The sequence below is a fragment of the Butyrivibrio sp. AE3006 genome (assembly GCF_000424165.1).
Lineage (GTDB): Bacteria > Bacillota > Clostridia > Lachnospirales > Lachnospiraceae > Butyrivibrio.
Genome location: NZ_KE384144.1, coordinates 108,806 through 132,389 on the forward strand (window position 1 = coordinate 108,806; position 23,584 = coordinate 132,389).

A 23,584-nucleotide genomic window follows, 5' to 3' on the forward strand; every position below is an offset into this window, starting at 1 on the left:
CATAGCATCCCTGCCTTAAGTCATTATTTACTGAGGTATATATGGTAATTAAGAAAGTAAATCTTGAAACAGTAATAGGAATCACAAGTAAGCTTCCACAAAATGATAAGCCGGAGTTCGCATTTGCAGGCAAAAGTAATGTGGGTAAGTCATCACTTATCAATGGCTTGATGAATCGTAAGCATTATGCCAGAGTCAGCCAGGAGCCCGGTAAGACTCAGACCATAAACTATTACAACATAAATGATGAGTTTTATCTTGTGGACCTTCCGGGATATGGCTTTGCCAAGGTACCGGAATCTGTAAAGAAACAGTGGGGCAAAATGATAGAGAATTATCTTCATAAGTCCCGCATGCTTAAGCAGATTTTTCTGCTTATAGATATAAGACATGATCCTTCTGCCAATGATAAGATGATGTATGACTGGATTGTGGATTCAGGTCTTACACCTATCATTATTGCAACTAAATCCGACAAGCTAAAAAAGAGTCAGATAGAAACTCATATAAATGCCATAAAGAATGTCCTTGGAATGCCTGAGGACGGACTGGTTCTTCCTTTCTCTGCGCAGAGTAAGGCAGGAAGAGAAGAGATATATGAGGTTATGGAAAGCATTCTCGCTGAAGATGCCGAGGAAGCCGAATAATAAATGGGGAGCAGGGGTATGGAATTTTTTGTAAAGCTTAAAACTAATTTTCTTGTTGATGCAATAGCACTTATAGTGCTTGGGGCAGTTCTTATTTTTCTTCCGGGAGCAAGTCTTACGCTCCTGACTAAGGTTATTGGCGGAGTTGTTTTAGCAGCGGGAGTTCTTTCGATAGTCGGAAGTCTTGTGTCAAAAAATCAGAATGTTTTAACAAAGAACAGTTCTATTGGTTTTGGCATAGTAATTGCCGTTGTCGGAATCTGGATCTTTATCAATCCTCACTTTTTCGAGGCTATCATTCCTGTAATCGCAGGAGTTATCATGTTATTCAGCGGACTTTTGAATCTTGGCGAGTCCCTTAGTCTTGCGCGAAATCACTATGGCAACTGGTGGTTTGCGCTTATTCTCGCCATTCTTACAGTGGGTGCAGGGGCATTCCTTCTGTTTAATCCTTTAAAATCAATGGCTTATATTGTACAGATCATCGGTGCATCTTTCCTCTACAACGGAGTTTCCAATCTGTGGATTGTATCAAGGGTTCATAAGGTTGATAAGGTAAACCGCAAAGAAATTGTGGATGTGGAGAGCAAAGTTGTTGACTCCGCAGAGAAAAAAGAAAGCTGAAATGATGAGCTTCGCGATGCTGATTGAAATCTGCTGCAGCAAGGTACTGCGGCGGTTTCTGGCGCATCGCGTTTTTATTTTGGTGTTGTTTTTTGAATAGTTGACATTACGAAATATGTATGTTATACATGATATAGAACAGATAAAACAAAGCGCAGAATGTGCGCTTTTTATCAGAGGTGATCGTTATGAAGATAGATAGATTTACACAGAAATCAGTGGAAGCAATCCAGAATATGGAGAAGGTAGCTCTTGATTACGGCAATCAGGAGATAGAGCAGGAGCATCTGCTTTACAGTTTGATGACGATTGAGGACAGCATTATCCCTAAGCTTCTTGAGAAGATGGGAGTTGATAATGATGTTTTCTTAAATCGTGTGGATGATGCTCTTAAAAAGCGCACCAAGGTTCAGGGCGGAAGAACCTATGTGGGGGCTGATCTTAATAAGGTTCTTATTAAGAGTGAAGATGAGATGAAGGCTATGGGGGATGAGTATGTTTCTGTTGAGCATATTCTTCTTGCCATGATCAAATATCCCAACAGAGAGATTAAGTCCATACTTCAGTCCTTTGGCATCGACAGAGGAAGATTCCTTCAGGCTCTTTCTGAGGTTAGAGGTAATCAGAAGGTGGTTTCAGATAACCCTGAAGCAACCTATGATACTCTTGAAAAATATGGCACAGAGCTTGTTGCAAAGGCAAAGGCTCAGAAGCTAGAACCCGTAATAGGACGAGATTCTGAGATTAGGAATGTTGTTAGAATCCTTTCCAGAAAAACAAAGAACAACCCTGTACTTATTGGTGAGCCGGGTGTTGGTAAAACAGCAGTTGTAGAGGCTCTTGCACAGAGAATCGCTGCAGGAGATGTTCCACAGGCTCTTGCGGATAAAAAGATTTTTTCTCTTGATATGGGTGCCCTTGTTGCAGGTGCAAAGTACAGAGGTGAATTCGAGGAACGTCTTAAGGCTGTATTACAGGATGTAAAAGAGTCAGATGGTGAGATCATTCTTTTCATAGATGAGCTTCATACCATTGTGGGAGCGGGCAAAACTGACGGCGCTCTCGATGCAGGCAATATGCTTAAGCCTATGCTTGCAAGAGGTGAGCTTCACTGCATAGGTGCCACAACCCTAAATGAGTACAGACAGTATATTGAGAAGGATGCAGCTCTTGAGAGACGTTTCCAGCCTGTAATGGTGTCTGAGCCTACGGTTGAAGATACTATAAGTATCCTCCGAGGACTTAAGGAGAGATACGAGGTTTACCATGGCGTAAAGATTATGGATTCTGCCCTTGTAAGCGCTGCTACCCTGAGTAACAGATATATTTCAGACAGATTCCTTCCCGATAAGGCAATTGATCTTGTGGATGAAGCCTGCGCTCTTGTGAAAACAGAGATGGATTCCATGCCTACAGAACTGGATGAACTTAACAGAAAGATCATGCAGATGCAGATAGAGGAGAAGGCGCTTCAGAAGGAGGATGATTCTCTTAGCAAGGAGAGACTAGCTAATCTGCAAAAAGAGCTGGCAGAGCTTAAGAATGATTTTGACAATCAGAAGGCTCGCTGGATGAATGAAAAAGAGACTGTAGACAAGCTTGCCATCATTCGTGAGAAAATCGAAAGTGCAAACAATGAGCTGCAGATTGCAAATAGAAATAATGATTTTGATAAGGCAAGTGAGCTTCAGTATGGAACGATTCCTGCTTTGAAAAAGGAACTGGAGATGGAGGAGCAGAAAGCTTCATCTAAGGAGCTGTCTCTTGTTCATGAGAATGTATCCGATGAGGAGATAGCCAGCATCATATCAAGATGGACCGGAATCCCTGTAGCAAAGCTTACAGAGAGTGAGAGAAATAAAACTCTTCACCTTGAGGATGAGCTGCATAAGAGAGTCATCGGACAGGATGAAGCTGTTACCAAGGTTGCAGAAGCTATCATGAGATCCAAGGCCGGTATCAAGGATCCCGGTAAGCCCATTGGTTCCTTTATGTTCCTTGGACCTACAGGTGTAGGTAAGACAGAGCTTGCAAAGAGTCTCGCAGCAGCACTTTTTGATGATGAGAATAATATCGTCAGAATCGATATGAGTGAGTACATGGAGAAATACAGCGTATCCAGACTGATCGGAGCACCGCCCGGATATGTAGGATACGAGGAAGGCGGTCAGCTTACAGAGGCTGTTCGTAGAAAGCCCTATGCTGTAGTCCTCTTTGATGAGGTTGAGAAGGCACATCCTGATGTTTTCAATGTGCTTCTTCAGATACTTGATGATGGACGTGTTACTGATTCCCAGGGAAGAACCGTTGATTTCAAAAACACCATCCTTATCATGACATCTAATATCGGTGCCCAGTACCTTCTTGATGGAATAAATGAGGATGGCACTATAAGCGCCGAGGCTGAGGAGGAAGTGTTTGATGACCTTCATGATCACTTCAGACCTGAGTTCTTAAACCGCCTTGATGAGATGATTCTCTTTAAGCCTCTTACAAGAGAGAATATTGGAGGAATCGTTAAGCTCATTGTGGCTGATCTTAACAGAAGACTTGAGGACAGAGAAATAAGTATCGCTCTTACTCCCGAGGCTGAAGAATTTGTTGCAGAGAATGCTTATGATGCCAATTATGGTGCAAGACCTGTTAAGAGATTTGTTCAGAAGTATGTTGAGACCTTATCTGCGAAGCTTATTCTTGAGGACAGAGTAGAGCCTCATGATACTATAGAAATCTATGTGGAAGGAGGAAGCCTTGCTGCTCGTCCGGTTAAGGCAAATGGTCAGTAATGATACCTAAGGATCCGGTTATGCTACTTAGCTATATAAATACCCAGCTTCGAGATAATTATAGTAATCTTGGCGCTCTTGCTGACGGACTTGATATCAGCGAGAGTGATCTTCAGGAAATAGTATCGAAGCTTGAAAACATAGGTTATAAGTACGATCCCCGGCAGAATAGTTTTAAATGATTTAAGTGAATTATTGCTATTGAGTAACAATTATTGCCATCCTAATGAATTTTCATACAATTAATCGTTTGCGAAACAATTTTTATGTTATAATCTAGAGGATTGGATTTTCCAACAACACAATTCAAAATCTGAAAGGAGATTATTATCTATGAAGGGGAAGAAACAATTAGGATTAATGCTTATGACTTTTGCTATTGCACTGGTTATGTGCTTTGGTGTAAAGCTGCAGGCTAAGGCTCAGCTCAACAAGGATGCTGAGTTCTACAACACTGGTATCGGCAACGGTGAAGCAGCTCAGGTTGTAAAATACATTGTAACAAAGAAGTCATCAGCTAAAAGCTCTGAAGAGGCAGAAAGCAAGATTGGTGAGTGTAAGGTTGTAGGCGCTAAGAAGGGTGCAACTGCAATCATTATCCAGGCTTATCCGAAGGATGAAGATGGCTATGTATACCACACAGTTGGCATTTGCAACGGTGCTTTCAAGAACAATAAGAAGATTAAAACTGTACAGATCAACGCTGGTTTAGGATTCACAGATATTGCTCCTTCTGCTTTCAGTGGATGCACAAATCTTAAGAAAGTGGTAATTCAGGATCCTAATCTCAAGACAATCAAAGAGAGAGCATTCTACAACTGCAAGAAGCTTGAAAGTTTTGAAATTAAATCAAAGAAGCTCACAAAGAGCGGCGTTAAGTCTAATGCTTTCAAGAACGTAAAGAACGTTAAGGTATACGCTCCCAGCAAGAGTGTAGCTAAGAAGTATGCTACATGGTTCAAGAAGCGCGGCGCTAAGGCTACAAGCTTTGCAGCAATAGACTGATGTCTGATATGTAATTTCATATAAGCTAAAGATAACAATCCCCGAAAGAGTCGGAAATCATGGGATTTCCACTCCTTTCGGGGATTGCGTGCGTTAACCACATGATGTATACTAAATTATGAGAAAGTACAATCTGTTGTGTTTGGGGAGCTCTTTACGTGGTACCATCGATTGATATACATTGCCATATAATGCCGGGCGTTGATGATGGGTCTCCTGATATGGAGACAAGCCTAAGTATGCTTAAGACCGCACTGTCTGAAGGCACCAAGGGCATGATACTTACGCCGCATTACAAGCCTATGCATCACAATGTAAGTCCGGAGCATCTTTTGGATTATACTGAGGAACTGATGCAGGCAGCTCATGACCGTGGCATAAAGGTACAGCTTTTTCCGGGCAACGAGATTTATTTTAATGACAATGCAATAAGGGATCTTGAAAGAGGAAGGGCTTCCACTTTGGCGGGCTCTGATTATGCTCTCATAGAGTTTCATCCCACGGATATGTACAAGACTATCCGCAATGCATTGTACAGCGTAAGGTCTGCGGGGTTTATTCCGATACTTGCGCATGTGGAGCGATATGCAGATATCGCCAAGCATATAGCATACGTTGATGAACTTCTGGATATAGGAGTTTATATACAGGTGAATGCCAACAGCGTAATGGGAAAATATGGGCTGGGTATAAGACATTTCACCAGAGAATTATTAAAAAAGCATATGGTGCATTTTGTTGCCACAGATGCACACGACAGCGGATCCAGAGCACCACATCTTCTTGATTGCAGAGATTATGTGGAGGGGAAGCTTGGCGAGAAATATGCGCTAGAGATTTTTCATGATAACGCGATGAAGGTTCTCAGAAATGAGATCATTTAGATAATTTTTCTGTTGAGGGGTGTATGGGAAAAGACGACGTAATCGAAATTAATCTTGGCGAATTATTCGCAGTCTTATTGGGGAAGGCCTGGCTGATCATCAGCTCCGGCGTATTCTTTGCACTTTTGTGTCTTTTTATCAGTAAGTTTGTGCTTACTCCTTTATATTCATCCACCACTAAGATTTATATTTTGAATAAAGAAGAGGGTGCTACGGTTACCTATTCCGACGTGCAGATTTCTACACAGCTGACTCAGGATTACGCGCAGCTTATTAAGAGCCGCTACGTTCTTGAGGAGGTTATTCAGACTCTGCATCTTGATATGGACTATGACGAGTTCAGTGATTATGTATCCATTGGAACTCCTGATGATACACGTATCGTTGCCATCACTGTCAGGGATTCGGACCCCATGATGGCCATGAAGGAAGCCAACTGCGTACGAGAGGTTGCATCCAAACATATTCAGAACGTTATGGATATTGATGCCATTAACATAGCAGAGCTTGCAAATATGCCTACAGAGAAGTACAGCCCAAGTGCCAAGAGATGGGGCATGATAGGCGGCCTGGCAGCTGTGCTTGTGGTATCTGCAATTATAATCCTTGGCTATCTTATGGACGATACAATCAAATCAAGTGATGATATCGAGGCATATTTAGGACTATCCACACTTGCCATGATACCTGCCATAACCGAGGATCAGAACAGCAAGAAGAGGAAAAAGAAGAGCTGATAGAACTTCCGATTTTTAAAGGAGCAATGTATGCAGCAGACCACTTTGCATTTCAGCGAGGCTGAAAATAATTATCAGATAAAAGAAGCATATAAGACACTGCGAAGTAACGTTGAATTCAGCGGGCAGGATGTGAGAGCTATTTCCGTTACAAGCTGTACTCCCGGAGAGGGTAAGTCCAGTGTGTCAATGGCACTTGCGAGAGCTTTTGCGGAAGCGGGCAAAAAGACAGTGCTTGTAGATGCTGACATGAGAAAGTCTGTCATGGTAGGCAGATATAAGACAGGCTCTGTAAGACTTGGCCTTACTCATTGTCTTGTGGGACGAGAGAAGCTCTCTAATGTTATCTGCGAAACGGATACGCCAAACCTGTATGTTATTTTTTCAGGACCTATTCCGCCTAACCCCAGTGAGCTTTTGGGCGGTGAGATCTTCAGCAAGATTCTCGATAACATGAAGTCTGTTTTTGACTATATCATTGTCGATACGCCGCCTCTTGGAAGCGTAATTGATGCTGCGGTTATTGCCAAACAGTGTGATGGAACGATTATGGTGGTAGAGGACAATGCCATCAGTTATCGCTTTGCCCAGAAGGTAAAGGGGCAGCTTGATAAGGCCGGTGCCAAGGTTATCGGCGCTGTGCTGAACAAGGTGGATATGAGCGGCGGTGTTTACGGCCATTACGGAAAATATTATGGCAAGTATTACGGTAAATACTACGGAAGATACTATGGCAAGGATAGTATGGATAATTCCATGACAGGTGGCAGCCCCAAGAGGAAGACAGCTGCCAGCGGACTGGACAGATCAGGTCCAAGAAGAGGACCTATGCATGCGGATCTTGATGAACTGGATTATGTCGATGGCGTGATCAGAAAGGACTAAAGAAAGTTGAAGAGCAATATAGTTGCATTCTTTTTGACAATAGGAAGCGTGGGTCTTGCCGTGCTTATCATGTGGTTTTACAACATGTCGGACAGGACTCCGCCGGAGATGCGATTCGTGGCTATGGAGCTTACTTATAATTCATCCACAAAAGAGGCAGACCTTTTGAACGGGGTTATGGCCAGAGATGATGTGGATGGAGATCTTACGAGTCGCATAGTAGTTGAGAAAACCATTCTTGACGAGGAGCAGGAGACGGCGGTTGTTTACTATGCAGTGAGCGATCTGTCCGGTAATGTTACAAAGCAGTCAAGAGTTTTTCCTGCGGACATAAATGATCTTAAGGGTATAGTTCCGGAGGAAGAGGTTCTTTATCCTGAAAATGAGTCGATGTTTTCAATTGGTACTGTGGAAGGCTACGGGAATTCCCTTGAAGAGGCAGGTACAGAGGGTCAGACAGAGAATTCCGGAGAAGCAGCTTCTACTGATGGTGAACAGGAGCAGACTACGGGGAATTAACTATGAAGGGTCGCATAAATAAGTTTTTACTTATATGGGCCATAGTGGTTACGGTGGTTCTCATCGGACTTGGCATATTTGAGCTGACCAAGTTCTTTGGCAAAAGTAATCTTTTTGCAAAGAAGGTGGTTAATACTCCTATGGCCACAAGTACGGAGGCTCCTACCAAGGAAGAAGAGGAAGAGCTTAAGTGGGAAGATGACTGGATTAAGCATAACGGCACCATATACGACTACAACGAAGATATTATGACCTTCCTCATCATGGGAATAGACAAGATGGATGATGAGGTTAAGGAGGTCTACGGCGAGATAAATGGCGGACAGGCGGATGCTCTGTTCCTTTTGGTTTTTAATCCTCACGACAAGACTACGAAAGTCATCGGAATTAACAGAAACACCATGACGGATGTGGATATTTATGATGCCTATGGCAATTATGTGACCACATATCCTGCGCAGATAGCTGTGCAGCATGGTTTTGGAAACGGTCTTGAGGAGTCCTGTGAGCTTGAAAAAAGAGCGGTAAGTAATCTGTTCTATGAGCTGCCGATTCATGGCTATGCAGCCATAAATATGAGCGCTATCACCACAATAAATGATGCGGTGGGCGGCGTTGATATAACGCCCGAATATGATTTTACTACCAGGGATTTTGAGTTTAAGGCAGGCGAGACTGTTCATCTTGAGGGTGAGCAGGCATTTGCATTTTTACAGGGCAGAGACACCAAGGAATTTGGATCTGCCGACAAGAGGTTATCAAGACAAAAGAAGTATCTTGTTGCTTTTATAAACAAGGTCATCGAAGCGACGGAGAGTAATCCCACCATCGCCATCGATATTTACAATGCGATTAGTAAGCAGATGGTAACAGATGTGTCTGTGGATGAGCTTTCATATCTGGTGACTACTGTTTCAAAATTCAGCTTTAGCATGGATAATTTTTATCTGCTGAAAGGCGAGACTGTGATGGGAGAACAGTTTGAGGAGTTCTACCCGGATCAGGATGCCATGTATGAGCAGTTTTTAGACATTTTTTATGAAAAAGTTAAGTGAAAAAGGTTAAGGTTTTGAGAAAATGAGCCGATATCATTTACGGAAAGCGTCTAGAATGCTTTCCTGCGGGGGACTATTTCTAATAGGTATGAGCATGGCGGTTATTCTTACGTCATGTAAAAGTCAAACAGGAACTTCAGATTCGGGAGCTGCCGGCACCATGGGTGAGACGGCGACGGATGGAAGCGTTGAAGTGCAAAGTGTGATTGCTCAGAATCCGGATATATTTGGATGGATTTATATTCCGGGTACTAATATCGATTATCCTATTGCTCAAAGCGTGGATGGTGATGATGGCTATTATGAGAACCATGATTGCACGGGCTTTTCAGAAAGCGACAAGGGCGGTATTTATATTGGCGCTGCGAATCTGATGGACATGACGGATTTTAATACGGTCATTCATGGGAAGACCACAAGCGATGGGGATATGTTCTCGGATCTTTGGAATTTTTCCGATGAGAAGTATTTTAACGAGCATGATAAATTTGCAATTTTCATAGATGGAAATGTTCTTGAATACGAGATTTGGACAGCCTATCAAAGAGAGAACACGAACATTTTGGAAAAATATGATTTTACTGAATATGATGGATGTGAACAGTTTCTGACAGAGATGAAGAGGGACTGGACAACGGCTACGAATATCAGAGAAGGATGGGAGCAGGGCGTTGACCCTGAGAACTTCCTTGTAACGCTTACGACAACAGATCCAAAGGATCCATCGAAGCAGTGGGTTGTGGTAGGATGCATGATCGGCGATGCTGCAGGTACCATAAACCGTGATATGGAGCAGGATTATCAATAAACTGATTGAATAAATAGCTTGTTTATGCATATTTTATTGTTTTTTAAGTAGTGAATTAATCGTATTTTTGATAAAATATAACCAGAGTTATCTTATGAGTACTGTGCGCGAAAGCGCAGAAAGGGGTCAGTGTTATGAAAAAGATATTAGCTTTAGTGTTGGTGGGAGCATTTACATTTTCTATGCCGGTGCTTGCGGCTAATTCGCCTACTGCTTATCAGGTGACGAATTCTTATAACACGTACAACTATTACACAACAAACAATACGAACAATACTACTAATAATTACAACATTCGTATAACCGTTAAGGGCACAAGTGCTAAGACACCTAAGGTTACAATTAAGAATACATCATCAGGAACAAGCAGCTCTACTACAGTTGCTGAGCCGCCTTTCATCAACACAGTTATGAATGCTCCCGGACTTTGCGATGTTATTCCTGTAGGACAGGGTGGCAAGTTGGTTATCTGCGGAGTTAAGACAAGGGCTACTTTCGTAATGAGAGAGACCACAAGTGCCAAGGTTTCATCAGCCAAGATCCTGGCTGCTCAGATCGGCGGATCTGTAAAGAACGTGGTTGAGACCTACGCTCCCGGTGTTCGTTTTTCTAAGGCACAGGTAGACTTCAAGGTATATGGCGCTCATAACGGCGACATCTACAAGGTTTATCAGCTTGGCGCAAATGGCACATGGAACGAAGTACAGGTTGATGAAGTAAGAGAAGGCCATGTAATCGTGACAGTTAATAAGGCAGGAACCTTTGCTTTTATCAAGATGAACTAATATCTGAGAGCTTTAAGGTGCCTAAGATGGGCAGCTAATTCTCAAGGATGAGGAATTTGGTTTTTAAGTTTTGTTAGTTTTTTAATCTTTTTCTTTACAGAGAAAGGTGCCGGAACATCGGCATATGAGGGGAATAATATGAATGATACCGCTTTAGTTAGACAGGAACAGGATATCATTGAAGCCTCCGGTAGAAAGATCATCAATTTGATCTATCAGGAAGTTTATGATCACAAGGCAAACATTTACAAGGGAATAAAGAGGGCTTTCGATGTAGTAGCCAGTAGTTTTGCCTTGATTGTGTTGTCTCCCATATTTTTGATAACAGCCATAGCAATTCTCTTAGAGGACGGAGGACCGGTGTTCTTCACTCAGGAGAGAGCCGGCAAGGACTTAAAGCCATTTAAGATTTACAAGTTCCGAAGTATGTACAAGAATGCCGAATCACAGTTCCAGCGTATGCAGGCACAGAATGAACAGACAGGACATGCATTTAAGATTAAGGATGACCCCAGAATCACACATGTTGGTAAGTTCATTAGAAAGTACTCAATTGACGAGCTTCCGCAGCTCCTGAACATCATCAAAGGTGATATGAGTATTGTCGGACCAAGACCTATTCTGGTAAACCAGATGGAAGAGTGCAATGCTTATGAAAAGCAAAGGCTCATCGTTAAACCGGGTCTTACCTGTTACTGGCAGGTAGGCGGACGTGCAAATATTAAATGGGATGAATGGGTTGAATTGGATCTTAAGTATATAAGCGATATGAGTATTGCGACAGATATAAAGCTGATTCTTAAAACTATTCCAGTTGTATTTAAATCAGATGGCGCATATTAAAAAATAAAATGATTAACCGCCGGGACATATAATTATGGTCCCGGCGATTTTGCGTTCTGAGCGGATTATTTAGCGCAGTTTAGCAGTTGATTAACAAATAAATATCGGGCAGGAGATTTTGAGATTGGTTTTCAAGTGGTAGAATGGAAAATGTGAGGTAAGAAAGAGACTGCCTCCGGGAAAGGATTATGAAGTTATGAGTGAGATTTTAAGAGATAAAAACGGACTTACAGAAGAGGAGTATTTAAAGGATTATAATCCGGATAAGTGGAAGAAGCCTTCACTTACAGCGGATATCTGCATAATTACCAAAAGTGAAGGCGCAAGAAAGATCCTTCTTATCAGAAGAGGAAATCATCCCTATATCGGAAAATGGGCTCTGCCCGGAGGTTTTACACAGCAGGGTGAGAAGATAGAAGAGACTGCATCAAGAGAGCTTGAGGAGGAGACGGGAATCCGAATGGATGCCAAGGTACTTACTCTGGTGGGCCTTTACAGCAAGCCCGGCCGAGATCCAAGAGACTGGACAGTATCCGCAGCATACCTTGCGGTAGTTGACGAAAACAAAGTTCGCCCCATCGCCGGCGACGATGCTGAGGATGCAAAGTGGTTTACAATTTCAGAGGATGGCGGTAAGTATACTCTTAGTTGTGATGGAATCGTGCTGTCTTTATCAGATCTGGCCTTTGATCATGAGGAGATTTTTATGGATGCGATCGGGAAAGTAATGGCAGACTGATTGGAAAGTGCAGTTTGACTGATGGGAATTGTGTGATCGGAATCGTATGATTCTTAAGGCTTTCTTAGGATTTCAATATATTCTTAAGGTTTTATTAAAAGGTATTGCCTGGCAGATGCTCAGGTGATATCTTTTTTCTTGCGTCTTTTCTTGACGTGTCTGCTGCTATATAAGCGGCAGTAAATCCCGGGATTATTTTAATGAAAAATTATTTATGAAACGGAGGATTATTTTTAAATGAATATCAAAAAAGCAGCCCGTGTATTTAAGCGTGCTGCCGTAGCTGCCTGCCTTTCCTGTGCGATTTTTTTCTTTGCCCCTGTAATGCCGGCTTCTACGGTACATGCAGAAAGCTGCGAACATGAGGATTATGAATGGGTTGATCTCATAAAACCCACCTGCAGTAAAGAAGGCAAAAGGATCAGGATTTGTCAGGACTGTGAAAAGGTCTTAGAGACAGAGAACATAGAGAAAAAAGAACACAAGTGTAAGTGGGAGAAGACAAAGGATGCAACTTGCAGCGCGGAGGGTATTAAGTCCTATGTCTGCAAGAATTGTAATGCTGTGGTGGACACAGAGGAAATAGCGAGGAAAAATCATAGCTTTTTATGGACTACCACAAGGGAATCAACCTGCGCAGAAGAAGGATTAAAGCAACAAATTTGTAAGAACTGCGGCGCGATTGGAGAATCGAAGGCTATTCAGGCGAAGAAGCATAAGTATGGCGAATGGTCCATTGGTTCAGTCTCGGTTAAAGGCAGAGTTTTAACGCTGACCCAGTTGCGGACCTGCAAGGTATGTGGTGTACATAAGCAGACGGTAACCGGTAAAACGGCGCCATTTTCAAAAAAGCACGATAAGAAGAAGTACTATTACAAGTACACACCGAAAACCGGCAGAGTAGTGATTCTGTGTCCTGAATGTCGCCAGTCTGTAACCGGCAAAATTTCATCAGGAGCACTGAAATTCACAAAGCCTAAGAAGGATAAGACGAGGACTATTTCGAAATCGTGGAAGAGACTTAAGATTGAAGGGTGACTTGCCTTGCTTGCGCATTAGTTTGTCAGTATAATATTCGTAATTAACGATGTTTTTATCCGGAGGTATTTATGACAATAGGTCAAAGAGTTTTTTATTTACTGGAAGAAAAGAATATGACTCAGCGAGAGTTTTCGCGTAGAACGGGTATTGCAACCAATACTATAAGTAATTGGAAAAAGAAAAATACTAATCCCGGATCAGACAAAATAATGTGCATATGTGCTGCTCTGGAAGTAACTCCGGAATACCTTCTTTCAGGAGTTACTGAAGACAGCAAAAGAGGAAGGGGTGTGGATTTTATGGTTATTCCAAGTGGAACCAAAGAACGAGAATTATTGGAAATATTTAATGATATGGAATGGCTTGACCGTGAGCATCTTCTTGACTACGCAAAGAAGACACTGTCCAAATATGGTAATGGCAGGAGGACGCGCAAAGAATCCGATTCTCTGGAAAAGATAGCAGAGTTCAACGATATTGAAATGTTTATGGATTCGAATTTTGAAGGAAAGCCTTCGCTTGTAGTGTACTATATTGATGATGATATTACAGGAACAATCGACATCCAAAAGGGGCTTATCGAAGGCAACTTTTCTGAGTATGTGCGTCCTGTTATTGATGAATGGCTTAATGATAACAGGGCCCTGCTTTTGGATATGTGGAATAAAAAGAAAATCGAAGTGTTGCCAGATTGGGAGTAGTAAATGGCGTGTATAGTAATAAAAAGAATGCTTGGATATGAGCTTTGTGTACTGGAAAAGGAGGGAACGCTTTTTTATTCAGATCCTGTTGTAATAATTCGGAAAGAGAATTTTACTGAAATCTATAACATTCAAAAGCATGAACATGAAACCGGTGATATTATTCAAAAGAAAACTATAAGAGAAAAAATATATAGTTATATAGAGAATCATTCAGAGTTGTTTGAGTTGTAAATTATCAGTATGTATATGGAGGATCCTATCGCTCAATATACAGCATATTTCCATGACAAATGCCCATATTTAGCGTATAATATCCCTATAGAACGACTTATTCTATGGGGATTTTCTTATGATTTGCACCAAGAGAATTTGGTGCATAAACTTTATGAAAAGAGTTTAGATTTTGGGGGCATACATAACGATTAGTTTAGCGGCAGCGCGCCTGGATGCTCCAAGGTGTGGATGCCGCTTTTGTATTTAGTAGCTAAAAGAGAATGATGGTTGATTTTTCTTGATGATAATAATGGGTTGACATATGAAAGAACGATTACTGAAAGTAATTTATTATTTTGCTGAAAAAGGCAAACATATAGGGGTTAAAAGAGAAGTTTTGAGAGCAAGGCTTTTTCCATTTTATAGGTTTGCCTGCATGATTTTATATAAGTTTGGGAGATACTTATATTTATATCATGTAGAACTTCCGGTTACACAAAGGTGTAACTTACGGTGTAAGAACTGTGTATTTATGATGCCGTATTTTGAAAAGCCAAGAGATTTTCAAACAGAAGATTTATTGAAATATGAAAGAAAACTATTTGAAACCATTGACGCTATTCAGATATTTAGAATTCTTGGCGGAGAACCTTTCCTGTATCCGAATTTAAAACCGGTTATTGAGGAAGCACTAAATAACGACAAGATAAAGACTGTTGAAATAGTGACAAATGGGACTATAGTGCCACCAAAGGATTTATTAAATACATTGAAAAATCCTAAACTTAAGATACAAATCAGTGATTATGGAGAGTTGTCACGTAAACGAGATGAGATTAAGGCATTATGTGATCAGGAAGAAATAAATTGTGTAATTCGTGGTTCGGATGAAAAGAATTGGTTTGATCCGGGCGACTTGCATTTCAGAGGGCGCAATAAGCAAGAATTAAAGAAACAATTTGCGAATTGCGGTGAGATATGCAGAAACCTTCATGACGGAAGATTATATTTTTGCCCTAGAGCTGCATTTGGGACAAAACTGGGAATCCCTGATGTTGAAAGCGAATATGTAGATTTTACAAAAGATAAAGAAAGGGACCAAATACGAAAAGAAATATATGAACTGAATCAAAAAAGATACCTGGTGGCGTGTAATTATTGCAATGAAGGTACCGATGAATATGTGCCTATTCCTGTTGCGGAGCAGTTAAAGAATGAGAATAAAGGTAATTGAGAAAAGAAGAAAAGAAGTAGAAGAAGATTGCCAAAAGTGGGCAGATGAAATAGAAAAGGAATTTGTGCCGGATATAGTCGTATTTGTAGCTGATAGTGGATTTCTATTTGGGAAAGCCATAGCATATGCGATGGATAAGCCGCTTTATTATGTAAAAGCAAAGCGCGCAGGGGATAAAATAAAAAACAAATCTAATGCTATAAAGAAAATGATTCCTATGCCTATTGTAAAAGTAATCATCAGTTCTCCGCTTAAATTCTATCTGCATGGAAAGAACCATGAGAGAAATCTTATAATACCTGAAAGATTGTCAGAGCTGCAGGATAAGAATGTAAGAAAAATATTATTGGTGGATGATGCAGTGGATACAGGGTGGTCTATTAAGTGTGCCTATGATGGTTTAAATAAACTTTTTAAAGGTGCAGAAATAAAGGTGGCTGGATATACCGTTTGTGATTATAGTATGAAAACTTTTAAAACGGATTATTATAGATTTTTTAATAAACTTGTAATAACGGCTACTTCGAGAAAATCAGATGAGTATAATGATTTCTTGAATGATTTACGCGTTTGGAATGAAGAACATGGATGAATTAAAAAAAACAATTTTCAAACAACATTTAAAAGAAATAGCAAAGAGATTATTACGTATTTGCTTTCGCAAAACGGAAAAGAGTATCGAGGCTAAAATTGATGGTGCTGATGTTGTTTCATTTGATTTATACGACACTTTGATATGCCGAGAGAGTGGTAGACCTCAAGCGGTCTTTTATAAGCTTGGTGAAAATGCTGAACAGAAGCAAAACAGTGTGGATAAAGATACATTTGTTTTTGGTAGAATTTCAGCAGAACGAAAGGCGAGAAGTGAGAATGGAAAAGAGGAGATAACTCTTTTTCAAATCTATAATAATATGGAGTTTATACCCCAAAAAGAAAAACTTGAAGCTATAAAACTTGAAGAGCAGATGGAGGAAGCGGACGCTATTACATTGGAAACCGGAAAAAGGTTGTATGAATATGCTCTGCGTAATCATAAAAAAATAATTATTACGTCAGATATGTATTTGTCAGGAAATGTAATAAAAAGAATTTTAGAAAAAAATAATTATAGTGGTTATGAAGAGATTTATTTATCCAGTGAACGCAAGGATTCAAAGGCCACTGGAAAGCTATTTGAAAGAATTAAGATTGATAATCCAAAATGCAGAGTACTTCACATAGGTGATAATGTTCGAACTGATTTATTTAATGCACGAAGAAACGGAATTAGTGCGGTAATTATATAATGCGGAGAGTATTAGCATGAGAGTGGTTTTTATTCCTGATGTTCCCGAATATGGAGGCGCATATAATTCATTTTGTGAAATGGTGGAAACTCTTGCTGAAAATCATTCTGTTGAACCTATTATTTTGACAGCGAAAAATGGGAAATATCTTGAGTTTGCACAGAGCAAAGGATATGAAAGCTACGTAATAAATTATAAGCCATTCTATTTACAAAAAGGGAATACTATTGAAATACGATTAGTTAAATTTTTGCTCCTGCCATATCTTTATTGTCGATATGTATTGGTTGGATATATGGCAATAAAAAGTATAGAGCGGGTAATTGATTTTAATTGTATAGATATAATTCACTCAAATGTGAATCGTGATGACATTGGAGCTATTTTATCCGGTAGACATGGAGTACCTCATGTATGGCATCTTAGGGAACCAAGTGAGAAAAATCGATACTATTCATTTAGACACAATTTTATTAGCTTTATGAATCAAAATACCGACGCATTTATAGCTATATCAGATATGGTAAAAAGTGAATGGGAAAAAAGTGGTATTGAAGGAGAAAAGATACATAGGGTTTATAACGGTATTGATGTGAAACGATTTTATGCAAATAGGACAAACGATGTAGGTAATATTATCAGGATAATTATGATAGGAAGGCTTGCGGTGCATAAAGGACAGATTATCCTTCTAAGAGCTATAGCCATGTTACCAAAAGAATACAGAGAACAGATTCATGTAGATTTCTATGGTAATTCAGAAATGGGATACAAACGTAGACTAGAAAGATATATTAAACACGAAGGAATAGAAGAAGCAATATCTTTCTGCGCATATGATACATCAATCGAAAAAGCATTATCTCGATATGATGTAGGTATGATGTGTTCTAATAATGAAGGATTTGGAAGGGCTACTATTGAATATATGCTGTCTGGATTGTGCGTTATCGCATCCAATTCCGGGGCAAATCCTGAGCTTGTTGATGATGGCGTTTCAGGATTCCTCTTTAAAAATAATGATGCAGCAGATTTGGCCAGAGTTATTACCAATATATGTAACAATAAAAGGCAAATAAGGACGATAGGAAAGTTAGCCCAGCAAATAGCAGCAAAAAGATTTTCAAGAGAACAAAATGCAAATAGTGTATATGAATTGTATGAGAATCTAATAAATGAGAAGAGAAAACTATGAATGTATTGCTTATAACCCCACTATACCATATAGAAGGGCGCAAAGAATTGATACATGACACTAGTGCGATTCATTATCTTGTTCGCCCATGGGCAAGAGAACATAATGTTGTTGTGGTTGATATTTATTTGCAATCAATCAAGTACGTGTGGAGATACTTATCTTCCCAAGCAAGGAAGTATAAGGATGGGTATTTCTACGAAGTGGATGGTGTTAAAGTTGGGCTTATCGAAGTTCAGAAAATGCCAAAACAGGGACCGGTGGTTCTGAAGTGTCAAAGTAAGAGAATACATGAGTTTATAGAAGACTTTTTACATAGAATTGATTTTGAGCCAGATGTTGTTGTGGCTCACGTACCAATTTGCTCCGCATACGTAGTATCGGAGATTTTTATGGATAAGCCAAAGGTTGCTGTTTTTCATAGTACAGATGTGATTTTTTGGGAGAAGAAAAAGAAATGTTCAGATTTAGTAATAGGGATTTATGATAAATACTTTACAAGATCTAGAGCTATAAGGGATTTCTTTGAGCATAAGGGCTTAAATGCGTTATCAAAGGATGTAATTTACTCGGGGGTCCCGAGTGCCTCTAATACTAATAATAATCGGATAAGAAATAGGATTATATATGCAGGCAAATTCATAAGACGAAAACGAGTTAATGATATTATAAAAGCATTGTCAATTGTTCAGAGAGAAGGTTATTCCTTTACTTTTGATATATACGGTGATGGAATATGCGAAGATTTGCTAAAACGACAGGCAGAAAGGCAACTGGATAGTGCATGCTTTCGTTTTTGCGGTAAGGTGTCCAGAGAGGAATTGATAAAACAATTAGGAAATGCTGATTTTTTTATCATGGTCAGTGAGAGAGAAACCTTGGGCTTAGTGTATTTGGAAGCTATGATGCAGGGATGTATTCCAATAGGAAGCGAAGGTGAGGGAATAGATGGAATAATAGAGGATGGGATTAATGGTTATTTGGTTAAACCGAGAAATGTAGATATGCTTGTAGAAAAAGTAAAAATTTGCTTAGATGCATCGGAATCAGAAAAAGAGCAGATAAGGCACAATATACATACGTGTATGGAGACCTTTTCGGAATACGATAAGGGCATGGAGTATTTTAATAAAATATGTGAACCTTATAACAGAGATAAATAATGAAAGAAACTATGACATACAAAGAAAAAATATCATCATATTTGTTTTATTATATTTTTGCATTATGGTATACGACTGAGATTGTCTTTAATACTGATTTACTGGGATATTGTAATTCGGCATTAAACAATATTATGGAGATACAGAATGCGGATATAAATTTTTATATTAGTGTCTTGGTTTTTGTATTATTGATTGTAAAGATATGTTTTTTGCAAAAGTATTCAGTGAATGAATTATTGATTATTGCATTTATTTCGCTACCTGTTGCATTTGCGACAATACAGTCACACGACAGAGTTATGGTGTCGCTTATTATGTTTGTCGTTGCTTCAAAGAATACGGATTTAAATAAAACTATAAGAATTGTCTTGATTATTTCATTGATACTAATTCCGGTGATTATGATTCTTTGTGGCGCCGGCATGCTTCATGATTATACTATGTACCGAAGTGGGATTATTAGGCATTCTATGGGATTTTCTCATCCAAACCAATTGGGTATTAAGTTGTTTCAGTATATGGGATGTCATTATTTTATTCATAGAAACAGAATGTTTAATGTTGGAGATTATTTATTGAATCTCTTTCTTGTTATATTTACTTATAGAGTTACTTATTCTCAAACTGCTTATATTGGACTTATTTTATTATTGATTTTTATGATTATTAGAAATTCAATGAAAAAGAGTAAAAAAGTAGCATCTACTGTGTTCAAATTAGTAATAGTCGGAAGTGTGATAATAAATGTGTCGAGTATATATTTGTCCATTTTTTATGTGAGAAATAATCATTTAATGAAAACAATAAACAAATTATTGTCATTTAGATTCTCTTGTGGATCGGCAGTATACAGGTATTATGGATTAACATTGTTTGGACAGCCGATATCAACACTCGTCAAAGATAAGCATTATGTGGGCATTTTTCATCAATTTTATTTAGATAATGCGTATATGTCTATTTTGATGAGATATGGAGTAATAATATACATTTTATTTAGCGTATTACTTATTTATTCTATGTACAGCTTTTTTAGAACCGGGAACTATACATTAGTCATGTTGTTCTTTATATATTCAATATATGGAATCATGGAAAAAGGATTGTATACTTTGGCACATAACATTTTTTTGATTGCAATGGCTACAATAATTTATAGGCAAGTATTAGTGGAAGAAAGTGATACTCCTTCAGTAAGATATATAGTTAGGTTACAGTAGCTAATGATATATGGGCATTTTTTTATAGCTTATAGGCTATTGGAAAATGCAGATTATAAACAATTTAGGGAGTTGAGGTTACAACATTATGGAGATGCATAAAATGGGCGTACGCGCTTTTAACTACTATGTAAAGAGCCATCTACCGGAGTTTTTATATCCAGCATTTATCCAGTATAAATACAAAAAGATGATGGGGAGATTTTGCAATCTGACTAATCCTCAGACATATACTGAGAAAATACAATGGTCAAAGCTGAATAGGAGAGATCCTATTATCACTGATCTGGCGGATAAGGTCAAGGTGAGAGAATGGGTGAAAGGTAGGATTGGGGAAGAATATTTAATTCCTACGGTGGGAGATGTATATAGTTCTGCAGATGAAATAGATTTTGATGGGTTACCGGATAGATTTGTTATCAAGGCTAATCACGGTTGTGGATATAATATTGTTGTTAATGATAAGAATAATTTGGATGTTGCAGAGATAAAAAAAAGGTTGAATTCATGGTTGTCTCATAATTTTGCATTTAATACATTTGAAATGCAATATAGGGACATCAAACCTAAGCTTTATATAGAGAAGTTCATGATTCCTGAAGGTGAAGAGGATCTTCCTGATTATAAGTTTTTTTGTTTTGACGGTAAGGTTTTTTGCTCTTATACAATGATTGATTATACGGTCAACCATTCTGAAGGGAGGCTTGGTTTCTTTGATAGGGATTACAAGCTGATGCCCTATTATCGTGCTGATTATAAGCCTATAAAGGAGCAACTGCCGCCGCCGGATAAGTATTGGGAAATGGTGGAGCTGGCAGAGACTTTATCAAAAGGTTTTTCTCATGTGCGAGTTGATTTTTATAACGTAGAGGGCAAGGTGTACTTTGGAGAGATGACATTTACCAATGCCAGCGGACTGTGCATATTTGTGCCTGATGAATTTGATAGGATTTTGGGGGATCAATGGGATCTTAGTTCGGGGATTTGAATGGCTAATGAAAAAATAAAATCAAATTTTATATATAATGCATTGTTTCAACTCTCAGGAATAATCATTCCTTTAATCACATTACCATATTTGACCAGAGTTCTTCATGCTGACGGAATGGGGAAATATGCCTTTTCCTATTCCGTAGCATATTATTTTTATATTTTTATAAGACTGGGATTACATAATTATGGTAATCGAACAATAGCTTATGTAAAAGATGATCAGCATGAGTTATCAAAAACATTTTTTGAAATATATGCATTTCAGTTTTTCATGGGATGCAGTATGTCTGTGATATATTTGATGTATTGTATATTTCTGTCATCAGATAAAACTCTTTCTTTTATTTTTCTGCTTGTTGTGATGGCGGGGGGGATTGATCTTACTTGGGCATTATATGGCCTTGAAGAATTTAAAGTTACTTCTATAAGAGATATCTCGGTCAAGGTATTGACTGCTGCTTGTATATTTGCATTTGTTAAAGACGAATCTGATGTATGGAAGTATTCACTTATTTATTGCAACGGCTTTTTTATCAGTCAGGTTGTATCAATACCGATACTGAAAAAAAGAATAAGTTATGTAAAACCCAAGTATCAGGACATAATCGTCCATATAAAACCCAACCTGATTTTGTTTTTACCGACGATTGCTGTCAGTGTTTATAAGACAATGGACAAAATAATGCTTGGACTAATGGCCAGTGAGCAGGAACTTGGGTATTATCATAGCTGTGAGAATATCATCAAAGTACCGCTTGCGCTTATTACAGCGCTTGGGACGGTAATGTTACCCAGAATGTCCAACATTCTTTCTCATGGAAATGATAATTCGGAAGCAGAAACTATTTTTGATAAATCCATTGCATTTGTAATGTTTATTTCATCTTCAGTTTGTATCGGAATAATGACGGTTTCGAAAGAGTTTGTGCCATTATTTTTTGGAGAAGGGTTTGATAAGTGTGTAACGCTGTTTAACATAATCCTGCCAAGCTGCCTATTCTTGGCATTTGCGAATGTTATCCGGACGCAGTTCCTTCTTCCAAGGAAGAAAGATAGGCTTTTTATCATATCGCTTTTTACCGGTGCTGCAGTGAATCTAATATTGAATTTGATTCTCATTCCCGGTTTTGCTTCGGTGGGGGCAGCGATAGGAACACTGGCTGCAGAGATAGTGGTGTGCGTTGTTCAGGCTGTAAGTGTTTATAAGGAAGCTCACATTGGCAGAAACATAATTAATTCGCTACCCTTTGTTTTGGCAGGGGTATTGATGTATGCGGTGTTTAGTAATTATTCTCCGGTTATTCTGGGTAATGACATTCTTTCATTATTGTTTAAAATAGTGATATGCGGCTTGTTTTATCTGGCTGTGCTTGGAGTATTATGGTTTGGTAAAATAAAGATACATTATCAGGGAAACAACTCTGTTAAAAAGGAAAAAATATGACAACTACTTACTCAGATATTCTTTCCAAATGGAAATTAAAAAGCATACAATCAGAAGCAGACCTTGATGTACTTTTAGGGGATTTCAGGGTTTTATTTGCATACCACTCCAACAAGATAGAAGGCGCAGGGGTGTCAATCCATCAGACCAGAGAGATATTTGAGAATGGTAAGGTTGTTGGATATACAGGAGATCTGAGAGCACTTTTTGAAGCTGAGAATCAGAGAGCTTGTTATGTTTTTTTGAAAGATAAGATTCTTGCAAGAGAGAAGGTATCAGAGAACCTTATTCTAAATGTGCAGGAAATCCTATGCCATGGCTGTTATGATGAGAGCAGATGGCAAAAGGGAGAACGCCCGGGAACCTATAAGAAGAATTATTATGGCGTAGGGCTTTCTGTTGGAGTTATGCCGGAGGATGTGCCAGAAGAAGTTCGATTTATTTGTGATGAACTTAATGGGTATCAGTTTGATGATGCTGAGAAGGTTCTGAAGGCAGCAGCCTGGTTCAATTGCAGCTTTGAGAGGATACATGCTTTTGCAGATGGTAACGGAAGAGTTGGTAGGACACTTCTCAATTATATCCTTATGATAAATGATGTGCCGCCCATAATCCTTTTTGATGAAGATAAGGAAACTTATTATATGGCACTTGAGGTATTTGATCATACTGACAAGATCGATGGCTTTGTTGCCTTTCTGAAAGAGCAGATGGTTAAGACTTGGACAAGAACAAGCCCGAAGGGTGAGGAGTTTATTTGTATATAAGAGG

The 23,584-nt window shown here is 39.1% G+C and carries 26 protein-coding genes; all 26 read left to right on the top strand.

Annotated features, from left to right (window positions below; genetic code table 11):
• Window positions 1-41: 41 nt before the first annotated feature.
• The 26 genes from yihA (at window position 42) to G603_RS0116325 (ending at window position 23,580) form a co-directional block, all read left to right on the top strand.
• Window positions 42-647 (top strand): ribosome biogenesis GTP-binding protein YihA/YsxC, encoded by a 606-nt coding sequence (gene yihA, locus G603_RS0116200; protein WP_026670874.1) that lies wholly within the window; start codon window positions 42-44, stop codon window positions 645-647.
• 18 nt (window positions 648-665) lie between these two features.
• Window positions 666-1,271 carry an HdeD family acid-resistance protein gene (locus tag G603_RS0116205; RefSeq protein ID WP_196808090.1) on the top strand — a complete coding sequence of 202 codons (606 nt, stop codon included), beginning with the start codon at window positions 666-668 and terminating at the stop codon, window positions 1,269-1,271.
• A 188-nt stretch (window positions 1,272-1,459) separates the two neighbouring features.
• Window positions 1,460-4,057: an ATP-dependent chaperone ClpB gene (gene clpB / locus G603_RS0116210; RefSeq protein WP_026670876.1), complete on the top strand. Its 2,598-nt coding sequence runs from the start codon at window positions 1,460-1,462 to the stop codon at window positions 4,055-4,057.
• Window positions 4,057-4,239, top strand: a complete 183-nt coding sequence (locus tag G603_RS0116215; protein WP_026524903.1) for a DUF4250 domain-containing protein — start codon at window positions 4,057-4,059, stop codon at window positions 4,237-4,239. The genes clpB and G603_RS0116215 overlap by 1 nt, the downstream gene beginning before the upstream one ends.
• A 151-nt stretch (window positions 4,240-4,390) precedes the next feature.
• A complete protein-coding gene (locus tag G603_RS0116220) occupies window positions 4,391-5,062 on the top strand; it encodes a leucine-rich repeat domain-containing protein (RefSeq protein ID WP_026524904.1) in 672 nt (223 codons plus the stop codon).
• A 158-nt stretch (window positions 5,063-5,220) separates the two neighbouring features.
• Window positions 5,221-5,946, top strand: a complete 726-nt coding sequence (locus G603_RS0116225) for a CpsB/CapC family capsule biosynthesis tyrosine phosphatase (RefSeq protein ID WP_026524905.1) — start codon at window positions 5,221-5,223, stop codon at window positions 5,944-5,946.
• A 23-nt stretch (window positions 5,947-5,969) separates the two neighbouring features.
• Window positions 5,970-6,683, top strand: coding sequence for a YveK family protein (locus G603_RS0116230; protein WP_026524906.1), 714 nt, complete (start codon window positions 5,970-5,972; stop codon window positions 6,681-6,683).
• A 30-nt stretch (window positions 6,684-6,713) separates the two neighbouring features.
• A complete protein-coding gene (locus G603_RS0116235) occupies window positions 6,714-7,568 on the top strand; it encodes a polysaccharide biosynthesis tyrosine autokinase (protein ID WP_026670877.1) in 855 nt (284 codons plus the stop codon).
• A gap of 6 nt (window positions 7,569-7,574) precedes the next feature.
• Window positions 7,575-8,087: a hypothetical protein gene (locus G603_RS0116240; RefSeq protein ID WP_155831014.1), complete on the top strand. Its 513-nt coding sequence runs from the start codon at window positions 7,575-7,577 to the stop codon at window positions 8,085-8,087.
• Window positions 8,088-8,089: 2 nt separating this feature from the next.
• A complete protein-coding gene (locus G603_RS0116245; RefSeq protein ID WP_026670878.1) occupies window positions 8,090-9,142 on the top strand; it encodes an LCP family protein in 1,053 nt (350 codons plus the stop codon).
• A 55-nt stretch (window positions 9,143-9,197) separates the two neighbouring features.
• Window positions 9,198-9,950, top strand: coding sequence for a class B sortase (locus G603_RS21720; protein ID WP_207637069.1), 753 nt, complete (start codon window positions 9,198-9,200; stop codon window positions 9,948-9,950).
• A gap of 134 nt (window positions 9,951-10,084) precedes the next feature.
• On the top strand, window positions 10,085-10,735 hold the full coding sequence (locus G603_RS0116255) for a hypothetical protein (RefSeq protein ID WP_026524909.1): 651 nt from the start codon (window positions 10,085-10,087) through the stop codon (window positions 10,733-10,735).
• A 138-nt stretch (window positions 10,736-10,873) separates the two neighbouring features.
• Window positions 10,874-11,578, top strand: a complete 705-nt coding sequence (locus tag G603_RS0116260; protein WP_051208003.1) for a sugar transferase — start codon at window positions 10,874-10,876, stop codon at window positions 11,576-11,578.
• Between the two features lie 196 nt (window positions 11,579-11,774).
• Window positions 11,775-12,317, top strand: coding sequence for an NUDIX domain-containing protein (locus tag G603_RS20800; RefSeq protein ID WP_035793686.1), 543 nt, complete (start codon window positions 11,775-11,777; stop codon window positions 12,315-12,317).
• 237 nt (window positions 12,318-12,554) lie between these two features.
• Window positions 12,555-13,355, top strand: coding sequence for a hypothetical protein (locus tag G603_RS0116270; protein ID WP_026670880.1), 801 nt, complete (start codon window positions 12,555-12,557; stop codon window positions 13,353-13,355).
• Window positions 13,356-13,426: 71 nt separating this feature from the next.
• Entirely contained in the window at window positions 13,427-14,059 is a 633-nt protein-coding gene (locus G603_RS21725; RefSeq protein WP_051208006.1) for a helix-turn-helix domain-containing protein, read from the top strand.
• Between the two features lie 3 nt (window positions 14,060-14,062).
• Entirely contained in the window at window positions 14,063-14,293 is a 231-nt protein-coding gene (locus G603_RS0116280; protein WP_026670881.1) for a hypothetical protein, read from the top strand.
• Between the two features lie 304 nt (window positions 14,294-14,597).
• A complete protein-coding gene (locus tag G603_RS0116285; RefSeq protein WP_026670882.1) occupies window positions 14,598-15,509 on the top strand; it encodes a radical SAM protein in 912 nt (303 codons plus the stop codon).
• Window positions 15,490-16,101: a phosphoribosyltransferase family protein gene (locus tag G603_RS0116290; RefSeq protein ID WP_026670883.1), complete on the top strand. Its 612-nt coding sequence runs from the start codon at window positions 15,490-15,492 to the stop codon at window positions 16,099-16,101. Before G603_RS0116285 ends, G603_RS0116290 begins: the two co-directional genes overlap by 20 nt.
• Window positions 16,094-16,795, top strand: a complete 702-nt coding sequence (locus G603_RS0116295; protein WP_026670884.1) for a hypothetical protein — start codon at window positions 16,094-16,096, stop codon at window positions 16,793-16,795. Before G603_RS0116290 ends, G603_RS0116295 begins: the two co-directional genes overlap by 8 nt.
• Before the next feature lie 16 nt (window positions 16,796-16,811).
• Window positions 16,812-17,990, top strand: coding sequence for a glycosyltransferase family 4 protein (locus G603_RS0116300; protein ID WP_026670885.1), 1,179 nt, complete (start codon window positions 16,812-16,814; stop codon window positions 17,988-17,990).
• A complete protein-coding gene (locus G603_RS21730; protein ID WP_026670886.1) occupies window positions 17,987-19,153 on the top strand; it encodes a glycosyltransferase family 4 protein in 1,167 nt (388 codons plus the stop codon). The genes G603_RS0116300 and G603_RS21730 overlap by 4 nt, the downstream gene beginning before the upstream one ends.
• On the top strand, window positions 19,153-20,376 hold the full coding sequence (locus tag G603_RS0116310) for a hypothetical protein (RefSeq protein ID WP_026670887.1): 1,224 nt from the start codon (window positions 19,153-19,155) through the stop codon (window positions 20,374-20,376). The genes G603_RS21730 and G603_RS0116310 overlap by 1 nt, the downstream gene beginning before the upstream one ends.
• Window positions 20,377-20,479: 103 nt before the next feature.
• Window positions 20,480-21,364: an ATP-grasp fold amidoligase family protein gene (locus G603_RS20815; RefSeq protein ID WP_196808092.1), complete on the top strand. Its 885-nt coding sequence runs from the start codon at window positions 20,480-20,482 to the stop codon at window positions 21,362-21,364.
• On the top strand, window positions 21,365-22,813 hold the full coding sequence (locus G603_RS20820; RefSeq protein WP_035793689.1) for an oligosaccharide flippase family protein: 1,449 nt from the start codon (window positions 21,365-21,367) through the stop codon (window positions 22,811-22,813).
• The gene (locus G603_RS0116325) at window positions 22,810-23,580 is read left to right on the top strand and encodes a Fic family protein (RefSeq protein ID WP_026670888.1); all 771 of its coding nucleotides are present in this window, start codon (window positions 22,810-22,812) and stop codon (window positions 23,578-23,580) included. Before G603_RS20820 ends, G603_RS0116325 begins: the two co-directional genes overlap by 4 nt.
• Window positions 23,581-23,584: the final 4 nt, after the last annotated feature.